The sequence below is a fragment of the Brucella sp. JSBI001 genome (assembly GCF_026014005.1).
Taxonomy (GTDB): domain Bacteria; phylum Pseudomonadota; class Alphaproteobacteria; order Rhizobiales; family Rhizobiaceae; genus Brucella; species Brucella anthropi.
Map to the genome: position 1 here is coordinate 4,235,001 of NZ_CP110339.1, position 24,797 is coordinate 4,259,797.

The window sequence follows — 24,797 nt, forward strand, 5'->3', positions numbered from 1 at the left end:
GAAGAGGCAAAGCGCGTCTATGGAGACACTATCCCTGCCCCGCAGGCGGGACAGCGCCTGACGGTCATCCGCCAGCCGGTCGGCGTCACCGCTGCAATCACGCCATGGAACTTCCCGGCAGCGATGATTACCCGCAAGGCAGCCCCTGCCCTTGCGGCCGGTTGCACCATGATCGTGCGCCCCGCCGACCTCACGCCGCTGACGGCACTGGCGCTTGGCGTTCTTGCCGAAAAGGCAGGCATTCCGGCTGGCGTTCTCCAGATCGTTACCGGCAAGGCGCGTGAAATTGGTGCCGAACTGACAAGCAATGATATTGTGCGCAAGCTCTCCTTCACCGGCTCGACGGAAGTCGGACGCCTGCTGATGGCGCAATGCGCCCCGACCATCAAGCGCATCTCGCTGGAACTTGGCGGCAATGCGCCGTTCATCGTGTTCACGATGCTGATCTGGACGCCGCCGTCGACGGTGCCATGATTTCCAAATACCGCAATGCGGGCCAGACCTGTGTCTGCGCCAACCGCATCTATGTGCAGCGCGGGATCTACGACAAGTTCGCTGAGAAGCTCGCGGCCAAGGTCAAGGAACTCAAGGTCGGCAATGGCACAGAACCAGGCGTCGTCATCGGCCCAATGATCGAACCGAAGGCCATCACCAAGGTCAAGGCACATATTGACGATGCCGTATCCAAGGGCGCGAAGCTCATCACCGGCGGTAAAGAACTGGGCGGCCTGTTCTTCGAACCAGGCGTGCTGACGGGCGTAACGCCTGACATGATCGTAGCCAAGGAAGAAACTTTCGGCCCGCTGGCCCCCCTCTTCGCCTTCGACACGGAAGAAGAAGTCATCGCCATGGCCAATGATACGATCTTCGGTCTGGCGGCTTATTTCTATACGGAGAATTTCAGCCGCGCGATCCGCGTCAGCGAAGGACTGGAATACGGCATGGTTGGTCACAATACCGGGCTCATTTCCAACGAAGTCGCGCCCTTTGGCGGCGTGAAGCAGTCAGGCCTCGGTCGTGAAGGCTCCAAATACGGCATCGAGGAATATCTCGAGACCAAATATATCTGCAGCGCCTACAAGCGTTAAAAACCGCTGTTTTCCATACCGTTCCCTGGAAAGCAGTGTCAAAAAAGATGGCGCGCATTGTTCGCGCCATCTTTTTTATTTATAGACGGTGCAACTACTAATATGGCTTCCGCCAAAGATAATCCGGAAAATATATGCTGCGCCGCCTTTACGACTGGACGATTTCGCTTGCCGCAAGAAAATCCGCCGAATGGTGGCTCGCCATCATCGCCTTTGTAGAAAGCTCGGTCTTTCTTGTCCCCGCCGACGTCCTGTTTCTGCCCATGGCGCTTGCCCGCCCCGAACGCGCCTGGCGTTATGCCTTCATCGCAACAGTGGCTTCCGTCCTTGGCGGCATTGCGGGCTGGTATCTCGGCTATCATGCCTATGAGCAGATCGCCAAACCGGTACTCGAGATGTACGGCAAGCTCGACACATTCGAGCAATTGCGCGGTACAACCAGCGCCGACACCATTCTATTGATGCTGATCACCTCCGGCCTTGCACATCTGCCGCCGATCAAGGTGGTGACGATCCTGTCCGGTGCAGCTGGCATCAATATCTGGCTCTTCATCGCATCGGCCATCGTTGCGCGCGGTGCGCGTTTCTATTTCCTCGCCTGGCTGCTGCGCCGTTATGGCGAACCAATCCGCGATTTCATCGAAAAGCGCCTTGGCCTGATCGCAAGTCTCGTGGCTGTCGTCCTGATCGCGCTCTTTTTTGCTGTGAAATATCTTCACGCCTGAGCGGTTCGCCCAAACTCGGTCAAAATAAATTGCTTGGAGACAAGCAAGCAGTTTGCCTTAAGAATAAGAGAGCCTTTTCAGGGAATCCCATATGGCGTTTGCACTCAATAATCCGGTCGGCAAAACACAGGCATGGACCGCAGGCATCATGACCATCGGTCTTGCCGCTACTGTCGGCACGGCACTGGGCTTCGAGCATCTGGCTGGCTTCATGCCCTGCAAGCTCTGTCTCGAACAGCGCACGCCTTACTATATCGGCGTTCCGGTTCTGGCTGCAGCTTGGGTCTCCTACGGCCTGAAATGGCCCCCGATCCTGACGCGCGGTCTTATCCTGATCAGCGCACTCTTGATGACCTTCGGGCTGGCGCTTGCCATCTATCATACCGGCGTTGAACTGAAATACTGGCCGGGACCGATTGATTGCAGTGCCGCGACAATGAAAGTCACGCTGGATGCAGGCAATCTCCTGAGCGACCTCAATTCGACGCGTCCGCCCGCATGCGACAGCGCGCCGGGCCACTTCCTCGGCCTGTCCTTTGCCGGATGGAACGTCGTCGCAAGCCTGCTCTTTGCAGCTATCGGCTACTACGGCGCTTTTGCGAAAAGTGGGAAGTAAAAGCGGGAAACTATAGGGATTAGGGCTCCAGTTCGACATCCCAGTACAGAAAATCGAGCCAGCTATCGTGCAGATGGTTGGGTGGGAAAAGGCGGCCGTTATTGTGCAGGTCCTGCACAGTCGGCATGGCTGGCTTCTGGCGCGGCCACATATGCGCGACGGCAGGCATCATGCCGCCCTTGCGCAGATTGCATGGTGAACAGGCGGCGACCACATTTTCCCACGTCGTCTCGCCGCCATGGCAACGCGGGGTAACGTGATCGAAAGTCAGGTCATGCGGCGAGCCGCAATACTGGCACTCGAAACGATCACGCAAAAGACGTTGAAGCGCGTGAACGCAGGATAGCGCGGCGGCTTCACATAATCCTTCAGGCAAATCACGCTCGGAACGCGCATGGAGAACGATGGTGAGGAAACGATGTGATCGTATTCCGCCACAATGTTCACGCGTTCGAGAAACACCGCCTTGATCGCATCCTGCCAAGACCAGAGCGACAGGGGATAATAGCTGAGCGGACGGTAATCAGCGTTCAGAACCAGCGCGGGCAAGCCACTGGTCGAGACGGTTCTGGGCGAGACGGCAACAGTCAAGGGCGCACCTCCTTCAGAGCAACTCCGAAAAAGGGCGAAATGGCTCTCCATGCGGAATTGCGCTTTCATCGAAGCGCCGCGCGTCCATTTGGGCGCAACAACGACGCTCCAACCTTCCACGCATCGGTCCAAAAATCGAAATCGATTTTTGAAAAGCCCGATGCGTATTCTCAAATAATTAGAGCACCTTTGTGCGCCCCATAGGGCGCACGGCGCTCTAAGGACGGGACTGCAATCAGCAGAAAATCAAGCTTCCGCGAATCGAAATTCCGTCATCAGCCGATGCGGATAATGTAAGCCCGACGTGACAGGATTGTGAAGCGGAAACGCATTTATGCTTCGGGAAACACGCAAGTTTTACAGCAGCATCTATAAAAGTGGCGCCGCTTCACGTCCCTTGATCGCCGCATAATAAGCCCAGAACAATCGCGCTGCCACGCCGCGCCATGGCGCCCAGTCTTCCGCCAGCTTGCGAAGGGCAACAGCATCGGGCCGGATCTCATGGGCAAAGGCGTGGCCAACAGCCGTCTGCAACGCCACATCACCCGCCGGAAACACGTCTGGATGACCGGCAGCAAACAGAAGATAGACCTCCGCCGTCCACGGGCCGATGCCCTTGATGGCCGTCAGTGCCGCGATCGCCTCTTCGGCAGGCAGATCGCAAAGCCCATGCAGGTCGATTGCCCCTTCTGCCAAAGCTTCACTCAAGGCAAACAGCGTTCTCTGCTTGGGACGCGAGAGACCAGCAAAACGCCAAGCCTCCTCTCCGCCCGCAATGTAGGTTTCGGGCGTCAGCGGATCGATGGCCTGTTTCAGCCGGGCCCAGATCGCGGCGGCACTGGCCGTCGAAACCTGTTGTGCGACAATGATGGATGCCAGGCTTTCAAATCCGGGTTCGGACCGGCGCAGCGGCACCGCATGGGACCGGCTGCGAATATCGGCCAGCCGAATATCAGCGAGAACCAGAGCCTCCAGCCCCGCCTCAATATCGCTCAATGTATCGATCCGCCGCATCGCACAGCCTTTCATTCTCTCGGCGCACAACGTACCAATGGAATCAGATGACATTCAACTGACACCGGCAACTGACATTGAAAACACCATGACCGCACCTGTGTTCCGCTTTGCTCCGAGTCCCAATGGCCAGCTTCACCTTGGCCATGCCTATTCCGCTCTTCTGAACGCAGATATGGCCAAAAAGAGCAACGGGCGCTTCCTGCTGCGCATGGAAGATATCGACACAGCACGCTGTACGCCTGCGCTGGAACAAGGCATTTACGACGATCTCCGCTGGCTTGGCCTGACATGGGAAACCCCTGTGCGCCGCCAGTCGGAACATTTCGGCGAATATCGCAACGCCCTGACCAAACTTGCCGACAAGGGCCTTGTCTATCCGGCCTTCCTCAGCCGGGGCGAAGTTCGCGAGCGGATCGGCGAAGCTTTCGCCAAGGGCAAGGACTGGCCTTCCGACCCGGATGGAACACCGCTCTATCCGCAAAGCGAGCGCGATCTGACCGAAAAGGAACAAATGGAGCGTATCGCCTCGGGCATGTCCTATGCCTGGCGGCTCAATATGGAGAAAGCGCTTGGGGCGCTTGTCGCCGCAGGTGAATCATTGTTCTGGAACGAAAGCGGCGCGGGGCCGGATGGCGAGACCGGACGCGTGAACGCCGATCCAGCGCAATGGGGCGACGTGGTGATTGCCCGCAAGGACACGCCAACCAGCTATCACCTCTCCGTTGTCGTGGACGATGCCTTGCAGGGCATCACCCACGTTGTGCGCGGGCACGATCTGTTTCACGCGACATCCGTGCACCGGCTGCTGCAGAAGCTGCTCGGCCTGCCCGAGCCTCTTTATCACCATCACGATCTGGTGCTGGGCGACGACGGGATGAAACTGTCGAAAAGCCGCCAGGATACAGCGCTCGCATCATTGCGCGAACAAGGCTTTACGCCCGACGATATTCGCGCCAAGTTGTCCCTATAAAAGCTATTTTCGCCGCAGCGTCACAGATGATGTGCCCACGCACCGATTGACGAAAGCACACCAAAGCGGTTCAAAGGCAACATGATAGCTGGCACTGAAGAGTGCCGGCGGTAGATTTGTTTATTTTGAAGGAGGCATAGCCATGGTTTCTCAGAAAGCCGGTAATTACGTTGAGATAGAAGGCTTGCGCGTTGCCCCTGAACTGGTGGAATTTCTGGCCAAGGAAGCTGCTCCCGGAACCGGTGTGGAGCCGGAAAAGTTCTGGAAGGGCTTTGCCGCCATCATCCGCGATCTCGCACCGAAGAACCGCGCCCTCCTTGCCAAGCGTGACGACCTGCAGGCCAAGATCGATGCCTGGTACAAGCAGAACCGCGACAAGGGCTACAGCCAGGCCGATTACCAGCAGTTCCTGAAGGATATTGACTATCTCCTGCCGGAAGGCGGAGAGTTCTCGGTTTCGACCACCAATGTCGATCCGGAAATCACCCATATCGCTGGCCCGCAGCTTGTCGTTCCGGTGATGAATGCCCGCTACGCGCTCAACGCCGCTAATGCGCGCTGGGGTTCGCTCTATGATGCGCTCTACGGCACCGACGCGATTTCCGATGCCGACGGCGCGGAAAAGGGCAAGGGCTACAATCCGAAGCGTGGCGAAAAGGTCATCGCCTGGGCGAAAAACTTCCTCGATGAAAGCGCACCGCTTGCCACCGGCAACTGGGCCAATGTCGCCGGTCTCGCCGTCAAGGACGGCAAACTTGAAATCAAGCTGACCGACGGTTCGGCAACGGCGCTGAAGGATGCCAACCAGTTCAAGGGTTATAATGGCGACGCAGCCGCCCCGACCAATGTACTGCTGGCCAAGAACAACATGCATGTCGACATCGTCGTCAATGCGGACCATCCGATCGGCAAGACCGATCCGGCCCATATTGCCGATGTGGTTCTGGAATCTGCCGTCAGCACGATTCAGGATTGCGAAGATTCGATTGCTGCCGTCGATGCCGAAGACAAGGTTGCGGTTTATCGCAACTGGCTCGGCCTGATGAACGGCAAGCTGGAAGACACGTTCGAGAAGAACGGCAAGCAGATGACCCGCCGCCTCAATGGCGACCGCAGCTACAAGGCTGCGGACGGTTCCACGCTGTCGCTCAAGGGCCGCTCCCTGATGCTGGTGCGCAATGTCGGCCATCTCATGACCAACCCGGCGATCATTGATGCCGACGGCCATGAAGTGCCGGAAGGTATCATGGATGCAGCCTTCACCAGCCTGATCGCGCTGCACGATATCGGCCCCAATGGTCGCCACATGAATTCGCGCGAAGGTTCGGTCTATATCGTCAAGCCAAAGATGCACGGGCCGGAAGAAGTGGCATTCGCCAATGAAATCTTCACCCGCACCGAAGAGCTTCTTGGCATGAAGCCGAACACGCTCAAAATCGGCATCATGGATGAGGAACGCCGCACCACGGTTAACCTCAAGGAAGCGATCCGCGCCGCCAAGGAACGCGTCGTCTTCATCAATACCGGCTTCCTTGATCGCACCGGCGACGAAATCCATACCTCGATGGAAGCTGGCCCGATGATCCGCAAGGGCGATATGAAGCAGGCTGCCTGGATCGGCGCTTATGAACAGTGGAATGTCGATATCGGTCTCGAATGCGGCCTTTCCGGCCATGCGCAGATTGGCAAGGGCATGTGGGCCATGCCGGACCTGATGGCAGCCATGCTGGAACAGAAAATCGCCCATCCGAAGGCCGGAGCGAATACCGCATGGGTGCCGTCGCCGACGGCTGCCACCCTCCACGCGACCCACTATCATCAGGTGGATGTTGCTGCCGTTCAGGCAAAGCTGAAGAGCCGTCCGCGCGCCAAGCTCGACGACATTCTGTCGGTGCCGGTTGCAACCCGCCCGAACTGGACGCCGGAAGACATCCAGCACGAAATCGACAATAACGCGCAGGGCATTCTGGGTTACGTCGTACGCTGGGTCGATCAGGGCGTTGGCTGCTCGAAGGTTCCGGACATCAACAATGTCGGCCTGATGGAAGACCGCGCAACGCTGCGCATCTCCGCACAGCACATCGCCAACTGGCTCTATCATGGCGTCGTTTCGGAAGCCCAAGTGATGGAAACCATGAAGCGCATGGCAGCCGTCGTCGACAAGCAGAACGAAGGCGATGCCCTCTATCGCCCGATGGCCGCTGACTTCGACAAGTCGATTGCCTTCCAGGCCGCATGCGATCTGGTCTTCAAGGGCCGCGAGCAGCCGAACGGCTACACCGAACCAGTCCTGCATCGCCGCCGTTTGGAACTGAAAGCTCAAGGGTGATTCTTTTCACTTGCAAATGATCGAAGACGGCGGGAGAAATCCCGCCGTTTTCTTGTTCAATAAGGTTCTGAAATGACCCTCCTCATCCGCCATGCGACGGAAACCGATCTCCCTGCCCTGCTCGCCATCTATAATGATGCGGTAGAGAACACGCTCGCCATCTGGAATGAAACGCTCGTCGATCTGGAAAACCGTCGTGAATGGCTCAAAGCCCGTAATCGCGATGGCTTTCCGGTGCTGGTTGCCGAGCGTGAGGGACAGGTCGTCGGCTATGCGAGCTATGGCCCGTTTCGCCCGTTCGAGGGTTTCCGCCATTCCTCCGAACTTTCGATCTATGTGGCAAGCGATGCACGCGGCGGCGGCATCGGACGCGCCCTCCTGACCGAGCTTGTGGAAGAAGCACGCGAGCGAAAGGTGCATGTACTGATTGCCGGTATCGAAGCGGGCAATGCCGCTTCCATCGCGCTGCATAAATCGCAGGGCTTTGAGGATTGCGGCACGCTGAAACAGGTCGGCCAGAAATTCGGACGCTGGCTCGATCTTACCTTCATGCAGAAGATACTCTGATTGAAAAAGGGCCGCTTTCGCGGCCATTTTTATCAGTTCGGCTGTGGAACGGCATTTCCGACTGACAGCTCCGTCAGACCGATTTCGCCTTCGACCTGATCGCTGCGAGCCATCAGGTAAAGACCAAGGCCACAGGTCAGGGCAGCGATGAACACCAGATACCAGGCGTGTGCCATCGGATTGACCGCCAGAAGCGACGTCACGATCACCGGCGTCAGACCACCAAAGACCGCATAGGAAACATTGTAGGAAAACGACAGACCCGAGAAGCGAACCGGCGCCGGGAATGCGCGTACCATCACATAAGGCACTGCACCAACCATGCCGACCGAAAGCCCCATCACCGCGTAAAGTGCAAACAGGACCGGCAGGGAAACCGCCGCATAGGTGTAGAACACGAAAGTCGCAACACCGAAGAAAATGCCTGCAACAGCAAAGAAGCGCCCGCTGCCAATGCGATCGACAATCGCACCTGCGCTCACAGTTCCAAACATCAGGAACAGTGTGCCGAAGCTTGTGGCAGCAAGCGACTGCAAAGGCGTGTAGCCATAAAGTTTCTGCAGGAAAGTTGCGGTCATCAGCGTGGTGACCACGATGCCTGCCGACAATATCCATGTCAGCAGCACCGAAATGATAACGCCATGCATGTGGTTGCGCAGAACAGTGCCGAGCGGCAGCTTATCCTTGAGCAGATGGCTGTTCTTCATCTCGGTGAAGATCGGCGTTTCAGCCAGCCAGCGGCGCAGATAAACGGCAAACAGGCCGAAGATACCGCCAATGAAAAACGGAATGCGCCATGCATAAGCCGCCAGTTCTTCCGGCGTGAAAATCCAGTTGATGGCGGTCGCAATAAGCGAGCCGATCATGATGCCAAGCGTGAGGCCAGAGCACAGGAAACCGCACGCCATGCCGACACGATTGGCAGGCACATGCTCGGCCACGAAGGTCCATGCGCCCGGAACTTCACCGCCAATGGCGGCACCCTGCAACATGCGGAAGACGATCAGCAGGATCGGCGCGCCAACGCCCAGCGTTGCATAGGTCGGCAGGCAGGCCATGGCCAGTGTCGAGATCGACATCAGAAACACCGAGAAGGCGAAGACGCGCTTGCGGCCGAACTTGTCACCGAAATGCGCCAGTACAATGCCACCGATGGGCCGCACCAGATAACCGGCTGCGAAAATACCGAACGTCTGGATCAGCACCAGCCAGTCGGGCATATCAGGTGGAAAAAACAGATGGCCGATGACGCTCGCAAAGAACACGAAAATGATGAAATCATAAAACTCCAGCGCACCGCCAAGGGCCGAAAGGCCGAGCGTGCGGAAATCCTGCCGGTTAAGCGGACGGGGACTGTTGCTTGCGTGGAGATTCGTCGATGCCATCGATTCGATTCTTTTCTGGTGGTTTACGCAGTGGGGCCGATCTTTTCGGGTGGGTTTTAATGCGCCAATTGTGCATGCACTGCAAGGCTTGACTTCCAGATGTCGAAGCCTATTTTAGAACTATTCTAAACTTTGGATTCCCGAAATGCTCAGCCGATTCTTCCGCAACGACCGTCGCCCTTTCGATTCGCTTTCCGAACAGGAAATTCTGGCGCTTGCCATATCTTCCGAAGAGGACGATGCACGCATCTATCTCGCCTATGCCGACGGCTTGCGTGACGAGTTTCCGCAATCGGCGAAAATCTTCGAACAGATGGCGGCAGAAGAACACGGACATCGCGATGCGCTGATCGAACGCCACAAAGCCCGCTTTGGCGACCGGATTCCGCTGATCCGCCGCGAGCATGTCAGCGGCTATTACGATCGCAAGCCGGACTGGCTGGTGCGTCCGCTTGGCATCGACAAGGTGCGTGAAGCTGCATCGGAAATGGAGGAACAGGCCTATCGATTCTATGTCGAGGCGGCCAAGCGCGTCAGCGATGCAGACACCCGCAAATTGCTGGGCGACCTTGCCCAGCAGGAAAAGCAGCATGAAGCCAAGGCCGAGTCACTGGAACACACACTGACGCCGGACGATGTGCAGGATGAGGAGCGCGCCGCCGAGCGCAAGCAGTTCATCCTCACCTATGTCCAACCCGGGCTTGCTGGCCTGATGGACGGATCGGTTTCAACGCTTGCCCCGATCTTCGCCGCCGCCTTTGCGACTCAGGATACCTGGCAGACCTTTCTGGTCGGCCTGTCCGCCTCGGTCGGTGCCGGTATTTCGATGGGCTTCACCGAAGCCATCCACGATGACGGCAAGCTCTCGGGCCGAGGCTCGCCGATCAAGCGCGGCCTGTCCTGCGGCATCATGACGACGCTGGGCGGCCTTGGCCATACCCTGCCCTATCTGATCAAGGATTTCTGGACCGCCACAAGCATCGCAGCGATTCTGGTCTTCTTCGAACTCTGGGCCATCGCCTTCATCCAGAACCGCTATATGGAAACACCGTTCCTCCGCTCTGTGCTTCAAGTGGTTCTGGGCGGTGGCCTCGTGCTGGCGGCAGGTATATTGATCGGGAACGCCTAAACCGTCACAGCATCCTGCGGTCGGGAAATCGGTTCTTCGAAAGTCTCGATCGCAATGCGGCCTTGCCGGGAAACGGTGACAAAACTGTTTGCCGGCACCGCCATCCAGTTGGCGGCTTCACCGTCCAGCGGCTCCGACACCACGCATATGCCGGACGATCCGCCAAGTGTCGCGGTATAAAGCGTCGGCGCGAAAGCATCGGTGGCATAGCGGATCGCGTAAAGCTGATTCCCGTCGGAAAACGCCGCAGTCAGCCGCAGAAATGGCGGCACACCGCCGCGAACTGCTTCCTCGACAACCGTTGCCACCATGCGCTTCATGGCCAGCACTGGATCAGTGTCGAGGCCGAATTCCAGCATCAGCAGGAAGATCAGTTCCGAATCGGTTGCGCCATGCTTCTGGCCATAGACGTCGTCGCTCAGATGGCTTTCCAGCCTGCGACGCAGCCGGTCGAAATGACCGATCTGGCCGTTATGCATGAAGCTCCAGCGTCCGGAAACGAAGGGATGGCAGTTGGAACGGCTGGTCAGCCCGCCGGTCGAGGCCCGCACATGCGCAAGGAAAAGGCGCGACTGAATTTGCCGCGCAAGGCTGCGAAGATTCTGGTCGGACCATGCGGGCAGAATATCCCGATAAAGGCCCGGTTCATCGCGATTGCCATACCAGGCAACGCCGAAGCCGTCGCCATTGGTACGTGTTTTGGCTTCATGCGCATCGTGGCTTTGCGCCACGAGCGAATGGCAGGGAGACGATATGATGTCTTCCAGATAGGTTTCAGGTCCGAGATAGGCGGCCCAACGACACATTTGCGATCCGGTACTTACCGGCCCCGGTTATGCGTCCGCTCATAAAGCTGGCGAACGATTGTGCTCGCCGTCTTCTCGAACAAAAATGGCAAAATTGCATGGATCAGTGCCGCAAAGGCCGCACAAAAAAGCTTGAACGAAAAACGTCCGGCAAAGGCCATATGTTCGAAATAGGTCTCGTCAACCGACTGAGGGTGTTCGGTGAAGAGGCGCGTGATGCGAGTGGTCATTGGAAATACTCCCGTCAATGAGTAAGTTGTTCCCGTTATACGGCGCATATCGCGCCTTTCTGGAAAATCATTCTAGCAAATGCATCTGAGATGAAATCTCAAAATATCCTTGATAATTACTATCTATTGGGACAATCATCCCATCATGAAACCATCACTGGACGAAATTGATCGAAGAATCCTGGATCAGCTGCAAATCGATGGCACCCTGTCCGTTGATTCTCTCTCCGAGCGGGTACACTTATCGCGCAATGCCTGCTGGCGCCGGGTCAAGCGCATGGAGGATGAGGGGATCATCAAGGCGCGCGTCGCTTTGGTCGATGCCGAGATGGCCGGTTGCGGCCTGTCCGTCTTCATTCTCGTACGCACGTCGAGCCACGATCCCGACTGGCTGACGAAATTTCGCGGTGCCATGGGGCGCTTTCCGGAGATCGTCGGAGTTTATCGCATGACCGGCGATCTGGACTACGTGCTGAAGGCGCGTGTTTCCGACGTCAAGGCCTATGACCGGCTTTATCAGCGACTGATTGCCAGCGTTCCCCTGTCAGATGTTTCGGCTTCATTCGTCATGGAAGAGATCAAGGAAACGACCGCCGTGCCGTTGGAGCGGGATTAAATCCCTCGCGGAGGGCAACTCATCGTGTAAAAGCATGATCCTGTGCCGCACTATCATTGCAAAACAGCAAATAGACGGTACACCTTTCATTGGTTTTCACGTATGAGCGTCGCCAATTTAGAGCGCATCCTGAAAAGTGTGAAACGGTTTCAGACAAGATGCGCGATGAAACAATGTTCCGCAAGAAAGGCCCCCTCATGACCGTAGCATCCGCACAAGCGCCAACGCTCGGCATCATCCGCCTCGAACATGCGAAAGGCCTCGAACTCCCGGCCTATGAGACAACGGGTTCGGCTGGCATGGACCTGCGGGCAGCCGTTGCCGAAGATCGCCAGATCGTTCTCCTGCCGGGACGTCGCACGCTGGTGCCGACAGGGCTGATCTTCGAAATTCCCGAAGGTTTTGAAGTGCAGATTCGTCCGCGCTCGGGCCTTGCCTTCAAGAACGGCATCACCTGCCTCAATACGCCCGGCACCATCGATTCCGATTATCGTGGCGAGGTGAAGGTTCTTCTCATCAATCTGGGCGATGACGATTTCCGCATCGAACGCGGTATGCGTATTGCACAGGCTGTTTTCGCACCAGTCGTCCAGCCGAAGATTGAAGAGCGCGCCCAAGTAACCGAGACGGCGCGCGGCGCTGGCGGCTTCGGTTCGACCGGCACGGCATAAACGGACAAATCGCACGAAAAAGCCCGGCTCAGCCGGGCTTTTTTATTGCCGATTTCTTATTGCGTCAGAGCCGCGCGCTGGCAAAGTACGCCAGTAACCTGAACGTCGGCTTGTCCAATCTTGACCCCGAGCATATCCAGCACCCCGAAAAGCAGGCCATCCACCACCGGGCCCAAAGGCGTTAGCAAGGTGCCTAGGAGCTGGGTAAGCCCACTCAAGGGCAGAGGCAAAGGCAGCAATCCTATCAAAACGACCTCGAGATCAAGCCCCTTTACCAGCCCGACAAAAAGCGACCCCACGAGCTGGTTGGTCCCCACGGTTTTGATCCGTTTGGCGGCAATATCGGCAGGAGTAAAGGTCACAATTTCCTGCTTAGGATTGCCAAGCGGCAATTCAACACGTCCGCGAAGCTCGGCTATGTCCAGAGGTCCCAATTTCACTACGGCGATCGCCGTCTTCTTGACGGTCGGCGTTTTGCTGAAATTCTTCATCAAATCGATATCGGTATCGCCAAGATAGACACCGGCCACGCCCGGTTTAACACCAAGTTTTACCGTGGCACTTCCGGGTCCCTGCGGGCAGCTTATACTTTTGAGTTCGGCTTCACCGCTCGCCACGTCAATAAAGATCGGCACGTGAACATTGGCCAGATAGGAAACAATACCGTTATTGCCGACCTCAAGTTCCAGAAGCAGGCGTATCTGTGCAGTGCGGACCAAAGCACCTACCCCTCCAACAGTGAAGAACGGGGTCTTTTGTGCTGGCTCTCCAACGGCAATGTCCAGTTTAAGCGTAAGCACACCAGGCAAGCTTAGCCCAGGACCAAGCTTGATTTGATTGTTTCCCCCCAACATTGCCGCTGCGGTTATCATCTGCAGCACGTTAGCGGTGATATTGTAGTTATTAGATGATCCGAGCGATGCGTCGGCTATTGATCCAAGGCCTAGCAATTTTCCAACCGGTAGCTTCGTGTTAAGCGCACCGGCGTTCTTCCCGAGAAGGGTCAGAGCAGCCTTTGCTGCTGGATTACTCGTTGTGACCTCCGCCATAACGCTTGCCAGCATCCCGACTGAAACATCCGTGTTTAGCAGCTGGTTATAGGTCCCGGCCGTCAATCCCACCTTTGGAGCCAGCTTGTCCAGAAAGCCGAGCAGATTGATATCGGTTGCCGCGAGTGCATTGTAATCAACAAGCTTCAGATTGAGGGTGGTCCCCAACAAGCCACCGAGAAGTCCGTTCAACACACTCTGATCGGTATTCAGGCTCAACAGTCGCGAACCGATCGAAAATGCCGCCTCCGCCTTTGTCGCCGCCATGCCGGTCGCGCCAAGTGCGGGCCGATTGATGAATGCCTGTCCGAAATAGAGATTGCCCGGACGCGCCAGCCGGACGCGAACCGCATCGGGACTGGTGCCGCCGGCGACAAAACGCTTCTCAACCGCACGACTTTTATCGGGGAAATAATTGCCCTTCTCCACCCAGACACGCGTCTTGTTGTCGGTCTTTCCGTTGACGACGGACGGATCGTAAGCGCCGGTCATCAGCACCGGATCAAGACCGTTCGCCCGTAATTGCCGCAGTACCGCATCATTAGCTTGCGAAAGGGAAGCCGCACCGGCAACGGCGGCAAAATCCGCCATGCTCTGCAGCTGGCGCCGCTCCAGAAACAGCGAACTTGTGTCCACGCTGAAAGCCGCCACCGCCAGAAATATGGGGGATACCAGCGCCGCCATTGTCGCCAGATTGCCGCCCCGCGCACGCAGGAAACGCGATACCAGACCCCGCATATCGAATACCCCCACCCTGTGTCAGATTCCGCCAAGCCTTATCGTCGATGCCCTTGTAATGGTCGTGTCTGGAAGCGGCAGCCCCGTCATCAGGTTCCAGATCGGCAGGTTTTGCGCATTGTAGCGGATCGTCACCGTGAACTGGTTCGGATCGGACTGGGCATTGTCGACACTCACCTGCATCTTGGCTGGATCGATCAGTGAATATTTTGCCGCGTTTTTCTGGATGTAGGTTGTCGCCAGCGTCAACCGCTCCGGGGGATCGATACCCGCCAGCGCCGTCCGCGTGGCATCTGCCGCAAGCTGCTGGACGGCATTCGCCACGCCCAGATAAAGGCCGAAGGCGATCATACCCATCAGGATCAGAAGAAAAACCGGCGCCAATATTGCGAATTCGACCGCTGCCGTGCCGCTTTTATTTCGCTTGAAAAATAACAATGAAGGTATTCTTCGATGCAGGTTTGAAAACCTGTCCGATATGAATAAAAACCTTTTTCGCCCCATAATAAGGTAAGCCATTTGCCCTCCCGTCAAAGAGCATTGAAACCTTATTCCCATGTCAATTCGAAGCAACATGCATCATGCATGCGCCGACCATCCGCCTTTGCGGACAGGTCACGTTTTAAATTCTTCCATCTACTTTCAGATGTGATTTCCCGATCTTATTTAATCAGGAGATAATTTAAGAACACTTAATTACTTTAAGAATCCTGTTTTACTTTGCGACTTCCAAAAGAATAACTGCAAGTTGTATATTGGTGCCAACTTGGTTCTCTTCATCGCTTGCTTTCGCACCATGACCGGAAGGAACCAGAGGCATCCATCCCTTTGTGTCACCAACAATTATTGCATGACAAATAATTAAGATGAAATCCTGAGCGGAGAAGCATAGATATCCCGTTAGCAATCCATAGTGGGCAAGTATTGTCTCGCTTTGGTTGTATGCGACAGAGAATTGGCGGGACATATTGATAAATCTCCGGAGATCGGAGGTTCTGAAAGTTAGAGGGTTTGACGGTGCTTACATCTTCCGATTCTTCCAAAACCGGGCAGCGAACAGCACCTTCGCAGAAGCGCGCGCGCAGCAAGGCGCGCCGCTGGTGGCTCTGGCTTCCCGTCGCGGCAATCGTGGCCGGCGCGGGCTGGTATTTTTACGGCTCTGGTGAAGCTGGAGGCCAGAAAACGAGCTATCTCGCCGAAACGGTCACGCGCGGCGATATCGAAAACGCGATTACCGCTGTCGGCACACTCAGCGCGCTGCGCAGCATCAATGTCGGTGCGCAGGTTTCGGGCCAGCTCAAAAGCGTGAAAGTCGAAGTCGGCGATCAGGTCAAGCAGGGCGAGCTTATCGCCGAAATCGATCCATCGCCCTTTGAGAAGAAGGTGGAGATATCAAGCGCCCAGCTCGACAATCTCAAGGCACAGCTTCTCAGCAAGCAAGCTCAGCTTACCCTGAAAAAGGCCAATGCGGCACGCCAGCGCTCGCTTCTGGCCACACGCGGCGTATCGCAATCCACCGTCGATCAGGCTGATGCCGACCTCGCCATGGCCGATGCGGATGTGAAGGCGCTCGGCGCGCAAATCCGCCAGCAGGAAGCCCAACTTGCCAGCGACAAGGTCGATCTCGGCTACACCAAGATTTACAGCCCCATGGAAGGCACGGTCGTCGATCAGGCCGCCAAGGAAGGCGAAACGCTGAATGCCGTGCAGAGCGCGCCGACCATTGTTACCGTGGCCGATCTCAAGGTCATGACGGTGGAAGCGCAGGTTTCGGAAGCCGATATCGGCAGGCTGAAACCCGGAATGCCGGTCTATTTCACCCTGCTTGGCCAGCCGGAGAAGCGCTTTACCGGCACGCTGCGCCAGATCAAGCCGACGCCTGCGACCGAGAACAATGTCGTGCTCTATTATGCACTGTTCGACGTTCCGAACCCGACCGGCGAGCTGATGATCAACATGAGCACACAGGTCTATTTCATTCTCGATGAGGCGAAGGACGTGTTGATCGTCCCCTCGTCGGCGCTGAACTACAAGCGCGAAGGCCCCCAGAACCAGAGAGGCAAGCCGCAGATTTCGGTCAAGGTCGTGAGCGACAACGGCTCGATCACCGAACGTCAGGTTCAGATCGGCGTACGCAATCGCGTGCAGACCGAGATCAAGAGCGGCCTCGAGGAAGGTGACAAGGTCGTCGTCACCAGCGCGTCCAGCGGAGCTGAAGCCGCCGCAGGACAGCGTGGTCGCAGGCCCGGCATGCGCCTGTTCTGATGAGCCGTCTCATGAACGAAAATCCCGTAACTGACACGCCCCTCATCAGACTGGATGATATCCGCAAGACCTATCACAATGGCGACCTTGCTGTTGAGGTGTTGCACGGCATCACGCTCGATATTCAGGCTGGAGAGTTCGTCGCGATCATGGGCGCGTCGGGCTCCGGTAAATCGACGCTGATGAACATTCTGGGCTGTCTCGACAGCCCGAGCGGCGGACAATATCTGCTCGACGGCGAAGACGTCTCGACACTGGATGCCGATGCGCTGGCAGCATTGCGTCGCCGAACCTTTGGCTTCGTCTTCCAGAGCTACAACCTCATCTCGACCTCGACCGCGCAGGAAAACGTCGAAGTGCCCGCGATCTATGCAGGCCTGCCCGCATCGGAGCGCCATGCGCGTGCCGCCGAACTGCTCAACTCGCTGAAACTCGGTGACCGCCTCGATCATCGCCCGAACCAGCTTTCCGGCGGCCAGCAGCAGCGCGTTTCCATCGCCCGTGCACTCATGAATGGCGGGCGCATCATTCTTGCCGACGAGCCGACAGGCGCACTCGACAGCCAGAGCGGCGAAGATGTGATGGAACTGCTGCGCTCCATGCACGCGCAGGGTCATACCGTCATCGTCATCACACATGCCCGCGAAGTGGCCGAACGCGCCGACCGGCTGATCGAAATCCGCGACGGCCAGATCCTTTCGGATACGGTAAAACGAGCTATTCCCGATACGCAGGCGCCGTTCCGGTTGCGGGAGAGCCTTGAAGGCAGTTCCGCCCGCATCGCCGATATTTCGGAAGCGGTGAAGATGGCGATGCGCGCCTTGCGGGCCAACATCTTCCGGACGATCCTTACCCTCCTCGGCATTATCATCGGCGTCAGTTCCGTGGTGACGATGCTCGCCATCGGCACCGGTGCGCAAAACTCGATTCTCGACCGCATCAATGCGATGGGCACCGATCTCATTCTGGTACGTCCGTCCATGGCGGGCTTCCGGGGAACAGGCTCGATAGCGACACTGGTTCCCGAAGATGCCACTGCCATTCTGGAACTGCCGAACATCAGAACCGCGGTCCCCGAAGTCACCGGCACCGTGACGCTGCGGCGTGGCAATGTCGACTATCAGTCACAGGCAAACGGCACTGTCCCTGCCTTTTCCGAAGCCAAATCGTGGAAGGTTGCCACCGGCGACTTCATCAGCCAGAGCGATCTGGACAACTATGCGCCGGTCGCAGTGCTGGGTAAAACGGTCGTCAACACCCTGTTCCCCGACGGCAGTAATCCCATCGGGCAGTATATCCTGATCCAGAAAATTCCATTTCAGGTGATCGGAACCCTGGAGCCAAAGGGTGCAGGCTTTGGCGGCTCGGATCAGGACGACGTGGTGATCGTGCCGCTTTCCACCGGCAATCTGCGGCTGTTCGGCCAGAAATACGTGCGCACCATCACAGTGCAGGTGAAGGATTCCGACCTCATCAACACGACGCAGGAACAGATTCAGGACCTGCTCGACCAGCGCCACAAGAAGCAGGACACGATGATAACCAACATGTCCTCCATCCGCGAGGATGCGACGGCGATGGGCAATACGATGACGCTGTTTCTGGGATCGGTCGCAGCAATCTCGCTTCTGGTCGGCGGCATCGGCGTCATGAACATCATGCTGGTAAGCGTGACGGAGCGCACCCGCGAGATCGGCGTGCGGATGGCGACCGGCGCAAGACGGCGCGATATTCTGCTGCAGTTCATTACCGAAGCGCTGACCGTCTCGGCAATTGGCGGTGCATTTGGCGTCGTGATCGGACTGGGCGCTGCTGCCGTCGCAGGCTGGGCCGGGCTCTCAGTCGGCTACAGCTTGGGACCCGTCCTGCTGGCCTTCGCCTGTGCTTTCGCCACTGGCCTGATCTTCGGTTTCCTGCCTGCGCGCAAGGCTTCCCGCCTGCTCCCGGCTGTGGCACTGTCTTCTGAATAGAAAAACACTGATTGGGAGGCAGTGCAGCGATGATTCTCCTGAAGCGAGGCCTCTCCGTCGCAGCCATAGCGCTTGCTGCTATAGCTGCACTGACGCAGCCCAGCCGCACGGAGACCTGCAACCGCCAAACCTTTGAAAGTACAAACTACATCATCTGCGATGCAAAGGCGGACGGCACAGGCTTGCATCTGTTCTGGAAAAATTCCGACGATGAGCCCTATCGCAATTTTTCGAAAATAGCCGACGCTGCCGCAAGCCGCGGTGAGACACTGGTTTTCGCGCTCAATGCCGGAATGTATCAGCCTGATTTTTCGCCGATGGGTCTCTACGTCGAAAATGGCCGTGAGCTTCGCCCGGCAAGCAAGACGACACCTGTTCGTGGGTCCGGGCCGTACCGAACTTTTACAAGAAGCCGAACGGCATCTTCTACCTCGGCGACAAGGGTGCCGAAATCCTGCCGACAGGCCGTTTTCTGAAACAAAAGATCAAGCCGCAACTGGCCACCCAGTCCGGGCCGATGCTGGTTATCCGCAACCGGATCAATCCGATTTTCATCGTCGGCTCAACCGACAAGACCCGGCGCAGCGGTGTCGGCATTTGCAGTGGCGGCGCGATCCGATTCGCGGTCAGCGAAGACGCGGTCAATTTCCACGATTTCGCAAAATTGTTTCGAGACCATCTCCAATGCCCCAATGCCCTGTTTCTGGATGGCGGCGGCGGTGCAGGCATCTACGTTCCAGCGCTGGACGGAATGATGTCTCGTGGCACGGCGGTTACGGCCCGATCTTCGGGTTGATTCAATGAGGGCGGTCAAATTTCCGAATCATCAAGAATGCGGGAGAGCGTGCTTCGTCCGAGCATGCTCATGGCCGGATTGCTGACACGATAATACCAGACCAGCCCCATCGCCTGTTGAAACGCCCAGGCCGCGCCGCGTTTCCATTCGAAATCACCAGATTGAAGATGCCTGCGCAGAATATTGCGTCGCTCCCTATCGAAAAGATGCCAGGCTGCGACAAGGTCCAGCGCCGGATCGGCGGGTCCGAAGCCACCGTTATCGAGCACACCGACCAAATGTCCGTCGCGCGCAAGGAGGTTTCCCGGAATGAGATCGCAATGGCTCATTACGTCAGCACCACTGGATGGCAATGCGCGCAGTTGCTCCCATTTCCAGCGAAGGCGCGCTACATCCAGCAGGTCTTCGCTGTTCCTGAAACAGGTCTCGATCCACTCATCATGATCCGTCAGATCGCCGCCTCTGCCAGTTCCTGAAAAAGAACGGCCTTTGGTATCAGTCAGACGAAGTGAAGCAATGAGATTTGCAGTATCCAGCGCAAAATTGTTGGAAGTGGAAAGCCCATCAGGCGTGGCAACATCCCCTTCAATCCAGCTCTGCATCATCCAGGGCATGGGATAGTTGCGAGCGGGGTGGCCGATGCCCATTGGCTGAGGCGCCGGTACGGGCGAATGTTGTGCAAATTCCGCCATGGCAGCAGCTTCGTTCCGCAATATCTTTGCATATTCAGCCGGGTTCGTTGCCTGTAGGGGAAATCTTGCAGCGATATTCGATCCGACGCGGAAAATTGCGTTGACCGTACCCGTCGTCTCCAGCTTCTCCACCTTCTCGCGACCATATTGTGGGAACTGGTCGGCGATCAGCACACGCACGAGGTCGGCATCAATATGAAGTTGGTCTGGATGCATCATGTCCCATCGATAGGACCGTGGGGCGGCAAAGGCAATGCGATCCATAGTTTGCCATGGACAAAACAAAGGCCGATCTGATTTTCAGACCGGCCTTTCAGATAACACATTCTGCATTGCTTACTTGAACAGCAGCGGCAAGGTGATTGGCATACGCGCCTTGGCAATGGCTGCCGGCGGGGCAGGCACAGGCGAAGCTCGACGCGCTGCTTCAAGTGCAAGCTGATCAACCTCCGAATTACCGGACGAACCGGCCAGCTTGACCGAAAGCACGTTGCCAGACGGATCAATCACAAAGTTGATGACCACGCGTCCTTTGGCGTTGCGTGCCTTGCGCTGCATGAAACGCGTGTTACGCGCCATATGCGCATTCATCTTTGCCTGCCATTTGTTGGAGGCGACGCCCGCCGACGCAGAATTCTCGCCACGACGATTCGCAGCAGCCTTCTCGCCCGCATCTGCATCCATGCGCGGCGCAGCAGCCTGACGGGTTTCTGGCGCCTTCTCGGCCTTCTTGGGCTTGGGCTTCTCGACCTTGGGTTGCTTCGGCTTTTCCGGTTTCGGCTTCTCAACCTTTTTCGGTTCTGGCTTCGGCTCCGGCTTGGGTTCCGGTTTCACTTCCGGCTTTTCGACCGGCAACGGAACAGCCACTTCGGGCTTTTCTGCCTCGACCACATCCGGAATGACTTCTTCCGGTTCCTGAACGGCCTGTGGTTCCGGCTCAGGCTCGGGCGGTTTCACCTCTTCCGGTTCAGGTGGTGTCGGTTCTTCCTGCACCGGTTCTGGCTGCGGGGCCGGTTCCGGCTCTGCCTGTTCCTGCGGTGCTTCAGCCGTTTCCGGCTGGGCTTCTTCCGCAACCTGTTCTTCCATCGGCGCTTCCGGCTCCGGCGCAAGTTCCACCACCATGGCGGCAACCTGCGAACCGTCAGGCTGATCCTGCTCCTGCGCCATATGGATGGCATAGGCACCGGCAGCATGAACGGTCAGAACGAGAATACCCGCACCGAGCCAGCGCCCCGCATCATGCCAAAAGGAATGATGATGAGTGTCAGCCGAAGCCACCTTTACAGGAGGATGGTCGGGCGGAAGTGCGTTCATTGCGCTGCTCCCTGCGCTGCGGGAGTTTGCGAGGTGGGGGCCGGTTGCGCAGGCACACTGGCAGGTGCGGCTCCGCTCTGATCCGCACCGACGGTTTCAAGACCGACCAGTGCAATCTTCAGATAACCGGCTTCCCGCAGAAGATTCATCACACGCATCAATTCGCCATAGCCGACATTCTTGTCGGCGCGCAGGAAGATACGCGCTTCCTTGTTTTTTTCGGACAGACCGTCCAGCGCCACACCAAGGCGCTCGCGGGCAACGGTGTCATTGCCGACACTGATGCTGAGATCGTCCTTCAGGGTCACATAAAGCGGCTTGTCGGGACGGGGTGCAGGCGCTGCCGTCGAGGCAGGCAGATCCACCTTCACATCCACAGTCGCCAGAGGCGCTGCCACCATGAAAATGATGAGCAGAACCAACATGACGTCGATGAATGGCGTCACATTGATCTCGTGGTTCAGCTCGAGATCGTCACCGCCGCCTTCGCGAACTTTACCAGCATGGTGCCTACTCCGCTGCGTGCAGCGTGCCTTCACGCACACCGGCCGTTCTGAAATCGAGATCGCGGCTGACAAGGCGCTCGACCCCTGCCGAAGCATCGGCCAGCAGCGACCGGTAGCCGGTGATGGAACGGGCGAACACATTGTAGATAACCACAGCAGGGATAGCTGCGACGAGACCGATGGCGGTTGCAAGCAAGGCTTCGGCAATACCCGGCGCCACGACGGCGAGGTTCGTCGTCTGCGCCTGGCTGATATTGATGAACGAATTCATGATGCCCCAGACCGTGCCGAACAGACCGACAAACGGCGCAACCGAACCGATGGTCGCAAGAATGCCAGTACCCTTGGAAAGACGGCGTCCGGCCTTGGCCTCGATACGCGACAGGCGCGAGGAAACACGCTCCTTGAGGCCTTCGCCACCGGCGCGCGCCAGCGCAGGACCCGACAAGCGCACCTCATCTTCTGCAGCACGGACCAAAACTGCACCCGGTCCCTTTGCACCGTCCAACGCATGGACTGCTTCGGCAAGCGTTGCCGAATGACCGATAACTTTCAATGCCTTGGTAGCACGGCGGCGCGCACCGGCCAGTTCAAGCGTCTTGGCGACCCAGACCGTCCATGTGGCAAGCGAAGCGATCGCGAGACCAATCATCACGGCCTTCACGACCCAGTCGGCAGCCATGAACATGCCCCATGGCGAAAGATCGTGCGGGAGGATCAAACCGTTCTCGCTTTCGACAGGTGCAGCAGCAGGCGCAGCTGTCTGGGACTGGATCAATTCAGGCGAAGGTGCCGTAGCCGGTGTGGTTGCGGCCGGGGCAGACGCTCCCGGTTCGTTCGCAGGCGCCGGAGCAGCGACAGGCGCTGTATTGGCTGGTGCAGAACTGGAAGGCGCCTCTGCGGCGGGGGCGGCCGGGGCATTCGTCGATGGGGTTACGTCCTGGGCCAATGCAGAAGCCGCACCCAGCAAGCCGATGCCCATCGCCGCAGCCATGAAGCCTTTTCGCCAGAAACCAGTCATTTTGATCGCCTTTTGATTGTTCAAATCCGCGAGCACATGACTAAACCCTCATGCAGGCCGTCGCGCCGCTTGTTGGGCCTCTTCTTAACTCCCAATAACATGATGGCGCAAGTCATGTTTTCAATTTAAGGGCATTTTCGTCTTGCAATCCAAGGATTAGCGAACATTTTTCGTCTCTCGGCTTTTTGCCAGTTGCACATTCGTGCCAAATCAGACCTGATATGGTTAACCGCAGCGCTTGAGGATTGGATTTAAGAACAAATTCCCGGTGCTCGGGAGGAAATGCAATTCCGGCCAAGCCGGAATCCGGAGGACATGCCTATGATGCTCAAGGATATCCAGACACTTGAACATGCGGCCCGTACTGCCATGGCAGGAAATGATGATCCGCTGCCGGTACAACAGCGTTCGCTGAAGCCATCACATGTGGGACTGGCCTTTATCATGCTGGCCGGTGCTGCTTACCTGATGCTGGCCTGATGCTTGCTTGAGCCAGAAATTTTCAACTCAAAAGCGTTGTTTGCCCCATTTTTGCCACTGAAAAGACGCGGGTTTCACAATTTTGACGTTTGAATAACACAGATTTTGAGCGGAACGGAAACCGTTTCCCCTCGTTTTTTCTCCTGTAGACGGTGAGATTGCCTCTCGCCTTCGGTTTGCCTTAATTACCGACAGGAGTTTCCATGAAAAGACTTCTCGCCTCGACGGCTCTTGCCGCGCTGATTGCCTTGCCCGCCTTCGCGCAGGGTGGTTCACCGATCTTCTCCGACGAGAAACAGGAAAAGCCGATTGCCAGCGAGAACGGATATTTCGTGGCATCCCCCGGCCAGCTTCTGGTGTCGGGCTTCATCGGACAGGCGGTTTATAACGGCCCATCCAACGATGCCGCGAATATCGGGACGGTCAATGACATGATCCTCGGTGCCGATGGCAGTCCGCAAGCGGTGGTGATCGGGGTCGGCGGCTTTCTCGGTGTCGGGGAGAAGAACGTCGCAATCGGCTTCGATCACGTGTCATGGGTGGTTCGCGAAGACGGCAAGCGCTGGCTGATCGTGGATGCCACCAAGGAGCAGCTCGAAAAGGCACCGGCATTCGACCGCAGCGCAGCTTTCGAAGCAGATGGCGTACCGCGCGCCGAACCGCCAGCCGCCGAAAAGACCATTACCACGCAGAAGGCGGACAGGATCATGCCTGATGGCATGAAGCCGGTTCCCTCCGAGGGACTAAGTGCGGACAAGCTCATCGGAGCCACGGTTTTCGGTGCGGATGAAACGAAGATCGGAACGGTCGGCGATGTCCTGATGACCGCCGACGGGCAGACAGAGGCATTCGTTGTCGACGTGGGCGGTTTCCTTGGCATCAATTCCAAGCCGGTGGCCGTTTCCATCGCCAATCTCGACGTTGCGACCGGCAAGGACGACAAGCTGAACGTCTTCACGCAGTTCACCAAGGAACAGCTGCAGGCACAGTCCGCCTATTCGGACGAAGCCTACAAGAAGGACCCGGAAGGCACGATCCTTCATGGCGAAGCGGAGTAAGGCTTCACGATATTTGCGGAGGCATTATCTGTAGTGCTTCCGCACTTTCCCGCCATTTACCCCGCCATTTACCATGACTTGCAACAACCGGCCGGTCTTGTTGCCGCTGATGGCTTGGCATGCAACCATTAAGCCAGCCGCACGTTATCCAAACGATAACCAGAGACT

General features: G+C 57.4%; 23 protein-coding genes and 3 pseudogenes (1 of these 26 only partly in view). 14 read left to right on the forward strand and 12 right to left on the reverse strand.

The features are described 5' to 3' along the window. The 3 genes and pseudogenes from LJ361_RS20265 to LJ361_RS20275 all read left to right on the forward strand — a co-directional run. Positions 1–1,088: pseudogene (locus LJ361_RS20265) on the forward strand (NAD-dependent succinate-semialdehyde dehydrogenase); it begins 363 nt to the left of the window's first position. A gap of 134 nt (positions 1,089–1,222) precedes the next feature. Then, positions 1,223–1,813, forward strand: a complete 591-nt coding sequence (locus LJ361_RS20270; RefSeq protein ID WP_010661318.1) for a YqaA family protein — start codon at positions 1,223–1,225, stop codon at positions 1,811–1,813. Between the two features lie 91 nt (positions 1,814–1,904). Continuing rightward, positions 1,905–2,429 (forward strand): disulfide bond formation protein B, encoded by a 525-nt coding sequence (locus LJ361_RS20275; RefSeq protein ID WP_010661319.1) that lies wholly within the window; start codon positions 1,905–1,907, stop codon positions 2,427–2,429. Between the two features lie 19 nt (positions 2,430–2,448). Here the strand turns inward: LJ361_RS20275 and LJ361_RS20280 are convergent. Both LJ361_RS20280 and LJ361_RS20285 read right to left on the reverse strand, forming a co-directional pair. After that, a pseudogene (locus tag LJ361_RS20280) lies at positions 2,449–3,020 on the reverse strand (HNH endonuclease). Between the two features lie 369 nt (positions 3,021–3,389). Beyond that, positions 3,390–4,034, reverse strand: coding sequence for a DNA-3-methyladenine glycosylase family protein (locus LJ361_RS20285; protein WP_029376263.1), 645 nt, complete (start codon positions 4,032–4,034; stop codon positions 3,390–3,392). Positions 4,035–4,122: 88 nt separating this feature from the next. Here LJ361_RS20285 and gluQRS point away from each other — a divergent pair, with 88 nt between their 5' ends. From gluQRS to LJ361_RS20300, 3 genes are all read left to right on the forward strand, one after another. Continuing rightward, positions 4,123–5,007 carry a tRNA glutamyl-Q(34) synthetase GluQRS gene (gene gluQRS / locus LJ361_RS20290; RefSeq protein WP_010661322.1) on the forward strand — a complete coding sequence of 295 codons (885 nt, stop codon included), beginning with the start codon at positions 4,123–4,125 and terminating at the stop codon, positions 5,005–5,007. 142 nt (positions 5,008–5,149) lie between these two features. After that, on the forward strand, positions 5,150–7,336 hold the full coding sequence (locus LJ361_RS20295) for a malate synthase G (RefSeq protein ID WP_010661323.1): 2,187 nt from the start codon (positions 5,150–5,152) through the stop codon (positions 7,334–7,336). A gap of 72 nt (positions 7,337–7,408) precedes the next feature. Further along, entirely contained in the window at positions 7,409–7,903 is a 495-nt protein-coding gene (locus LJ361_RS20300) for a GNAT family N-acetyltransferase (protein ID WP_010661324.1), read from the forward strand. 32 nt (positions 7,904–7,935) lie between these two features. Here the strand turns inward: LJ361_RS20300 and LJ361_RS20305 are convergent, their stop codons facing one another. Then, positions 7,936–9,288, reverse strand: coding sequence for an MFS transporter (locus LJ361_RS20305; RefSeq protein WP_010661325.1), 1,353 nt, complete (start codon positions 9,286–9,288; stop codon positions 7,936–7,938). A 145-nt stretch (positions 9,289–9,433) separates the two neighbouring features. Here LJ361_RS20305 and mbfA point away from each other — a divergent pair, with 145 nt between their 5' ends. Beyond that, complete coding sequence (mbfA, locus tag LJ361_RS20310; RefSeq protein ID WP_010661326.1) at positions 9,434–10,417, forward strand: iron exporter MbfA; 984 nt, start codon at positions 9,434–9,436, stop codon at positions 10,415–10,417. Here mbfA and LJ361_RS20315 read toward each other — a convergent pair. Further along, positions 10,414–11,223 (reverse strand): class II glutamine amidotransferase, encoded by an 810-nt coding sequence (locus LJ361_RS20315; protein WP_010661327.1) that lies wholly within the window; start codon positions 11,221–11,223, stop codon positions 10,414–10,416. The genes mbfA and LJ361_RS20315 overlap by 4 nt on opposite strands. Before the next feature lie 14 nt (positions 11,224–11,237). After that, positions 11,238–11,453: a DUF6356 family protein gene (locus LJ361_RS20320; protein ID WP_006473246.1), complete on the reverse strand. Its 216-nt coding sequence runs from the start codon at positions 11,451–11,453 to the stop codon at positions 11,238–11,240. A 145-nt stretch (positions 11,454–11,598) separates the two neighbouring features. Here LJ361_RS20320 and LJ361_RS20325 point away from each other — a divergent pair, with 145 nt between their 5' ends. Continuing rightward, positions 11,599–12,069 carry an Lrp/AsnC family transcriptional regulator gene (locus tag LJ361_RS20325; RefSeq protein ID WP_010661328.1) on the forward strand — a complete coding sequence of 157 codons (471 nt, stop codon included), beginning with the start codon at positions 11,599–11,601 and terminating at the stop codon, positions 12,067–12,069. Positions 12,070–12,266: 197 nt separating this feature from the next. Continuing rightward, positions 12,267–12,740, forward strand: coding sequence for a dUTP diphosphatase (gene dut, locus LJ361_RS20330; RefSeq protein ID WP_010661329.1), 474 nt, complete (start codon positions 12,267–12,269; stop codon positions 12,738–12,740). A 56-nt stretch (positions 12,741–12,796) separates the two neighbouring features. Here dut and LJ361_RS20335 read toward each other — a convergent pair whose 3' ends face one another. From LJ361_RS20335 to LJ361_RS20345, 3 genes are all read right to left on the reverse strand, one after another. Then, positions 12,797–14,527, reverse strand: a complete 1,731-nt coding sequence (locus LJ361_RS20335) for a TadG family pilus assembly protein (RefSeq protein ID WP_010661330.1) — start codon at positions 14,525–14,527, stop codon at positions 12,797–12,799. A gap of 21 nt (positions 14,528–14,548) precedes the next feature. Continuing rightward, complete coding sequence (locus LJ361_RS20340; protein WP_010661331.1) at positions 14,549–14,965, reverse strand: TadE/TadG family type IV pilus assembly protein; 417 nt, start codon at positions 14,963–14,965, stop codon at positions 14,549–14,551. A gap of 277 nt (positions 14,966–15,242) precedes the next feature. After that, entirely contained in the window at positions 15,243–15,494 is a 252-nt protein-coding gene (locus tag LJ361_RS20345; protein ID WP_010661332.1) for a hypothetical protein, read from the reverse strand. Positions 15,495–15,544: 50 nt separating this feature from the next. Between LJ361_RS20345 and LJ361_RS20350 the strand changes: the two genes are divergently transcribed. The 3 genes and pseudogenes from LJ361_RS20350 to LJ361_RS20360 all read left to right on the forward strand — a co-directional run bounded on the left by LJ361_RS20350 (position 15,545) and on the right by LJ361_RS20360 (position 19,566). Then, positions 15,545–16,792, forward strand: coding sequence for an efflux RND transporter periplasmic adaptor subunit (locus LJ361_RS20350; protein ID WP_010661333.1), 1,248 nt, complete (start codon positions 15,545–15,547; stop codon positions 16,790–16,792). Beyond that, positions 16,792–18,762, forward strand: coding sequence for a MacB family efflux pump subunit (locus LJ361_RS20355; RefSeq protein WP_264812188.1), 1,971 nt, complete (start codon positions 16,792–16,794; stop codon positions 18,760–18,762). The genes LJ361_RS20350 and LJ361_RS20355 overlap by 1 nt, the downstream gene beginning before the upstream one ends. Positions 18,763–18,791: 29 nt before the next feature. Beyond that, positions 18,792–19,566 (forward strand): annotated as a pseudogene (locus tag LJ361_RS20360) (phosphodiester glycosidase family protein). Between the two features lie 6 nt (positions 19,567–19,572). Here LJ361_RS20360 and LJ361_RS20365 read toward each other — a convergent pair. From LJ361_RS20365 to exbB, 4 genes are all read right to left on the reverse strand, one after another. Further along, positions 19,573–20,469, reverse strand: a complete 897-nt coding sequence (locus LJ361_RS20365) for an aminoglycoside phosphotransferase family protein (protein ID WP_029376265.1) — start codon at positions 20,467–20,469, stop codon at positions 19,573–19,575. A 117-nt stretch (positions 20,470–20,586) separates the two neighbouring features. After that, positions 20,587–21,564 carry an energy transducer TonB gene (locus LJ361_RS20370; protein ID WP_010661337.1) on the reverse strand — a complete coding sequence of 326 codons (978 nt, stop codon included), beginning with the start codon at positions 21,562–21,564 and terminating at the stop codon, positions 20,587–20,589. Further along, positions 21,561–22,103 (reverse strand): TonB system transport protein ExbD, encoded by a 543-nt coding sequence (gene exbD, locus LJ361_RS20375; protein WP_264812189.1) that lies wholly within the window; start codon positions 22,101–22,103, stop codon positions 21,561–21,563. The genes LJ361_RS20370 and exbD overlap by 4 nt, the downstream gene beginning before the upstream one ends. Next, positions 22,075–23,091 carry a tonB-system energizer ExbB gene (gene exbB / locus LJ361_RS20380; RefSeq protein WP_012091362.1) on the reverse strand — a complete coding sequence of 339 codons (1,017 nt, stop codon included), beginning with the start codon at positions 23,089–23,091 and terminating at the stop codon, positions 22,075–22,077. The genes exbD and exbB overlap by 29 nt, the downstream gene beginning before the upstream one ends. A 321-nt stretch (positions 23,092–23,412) precedes the next feature. Between exbB and LJ361_RS20385 the strand changes: the two genes are divergently transcribed. Together LJ361_RS20385 and LJ361_RS20390 are read left to right on the forward strand one after the other, a co-directional pair. Then, positions 23,413–23,571: a hypothetical protein gene (locus LJ361_RS20385; protein WP_010661340.1), complete on the forward strand. Its 159-nt coding sequence runs from the start codon at positions 23,413–23,415 to the stop codon at positions 23,569–23,571. A gap of 203 nt (positions 23,572–23,774) precedes the next feature. Further along, on the forward strand, positions 23,775–24,629 hold the full coding sequence (locus LJ361_RS20390; RefSeq protein WP_010661341.1) for a PRC-barrel domain-containing protein: 855 nt from the start codon (positions 23,775–23,777) through the stop codon (positions 24,627–24,629). Positions 24,630–24,797 lie beyond the last annotated feature (168 nt).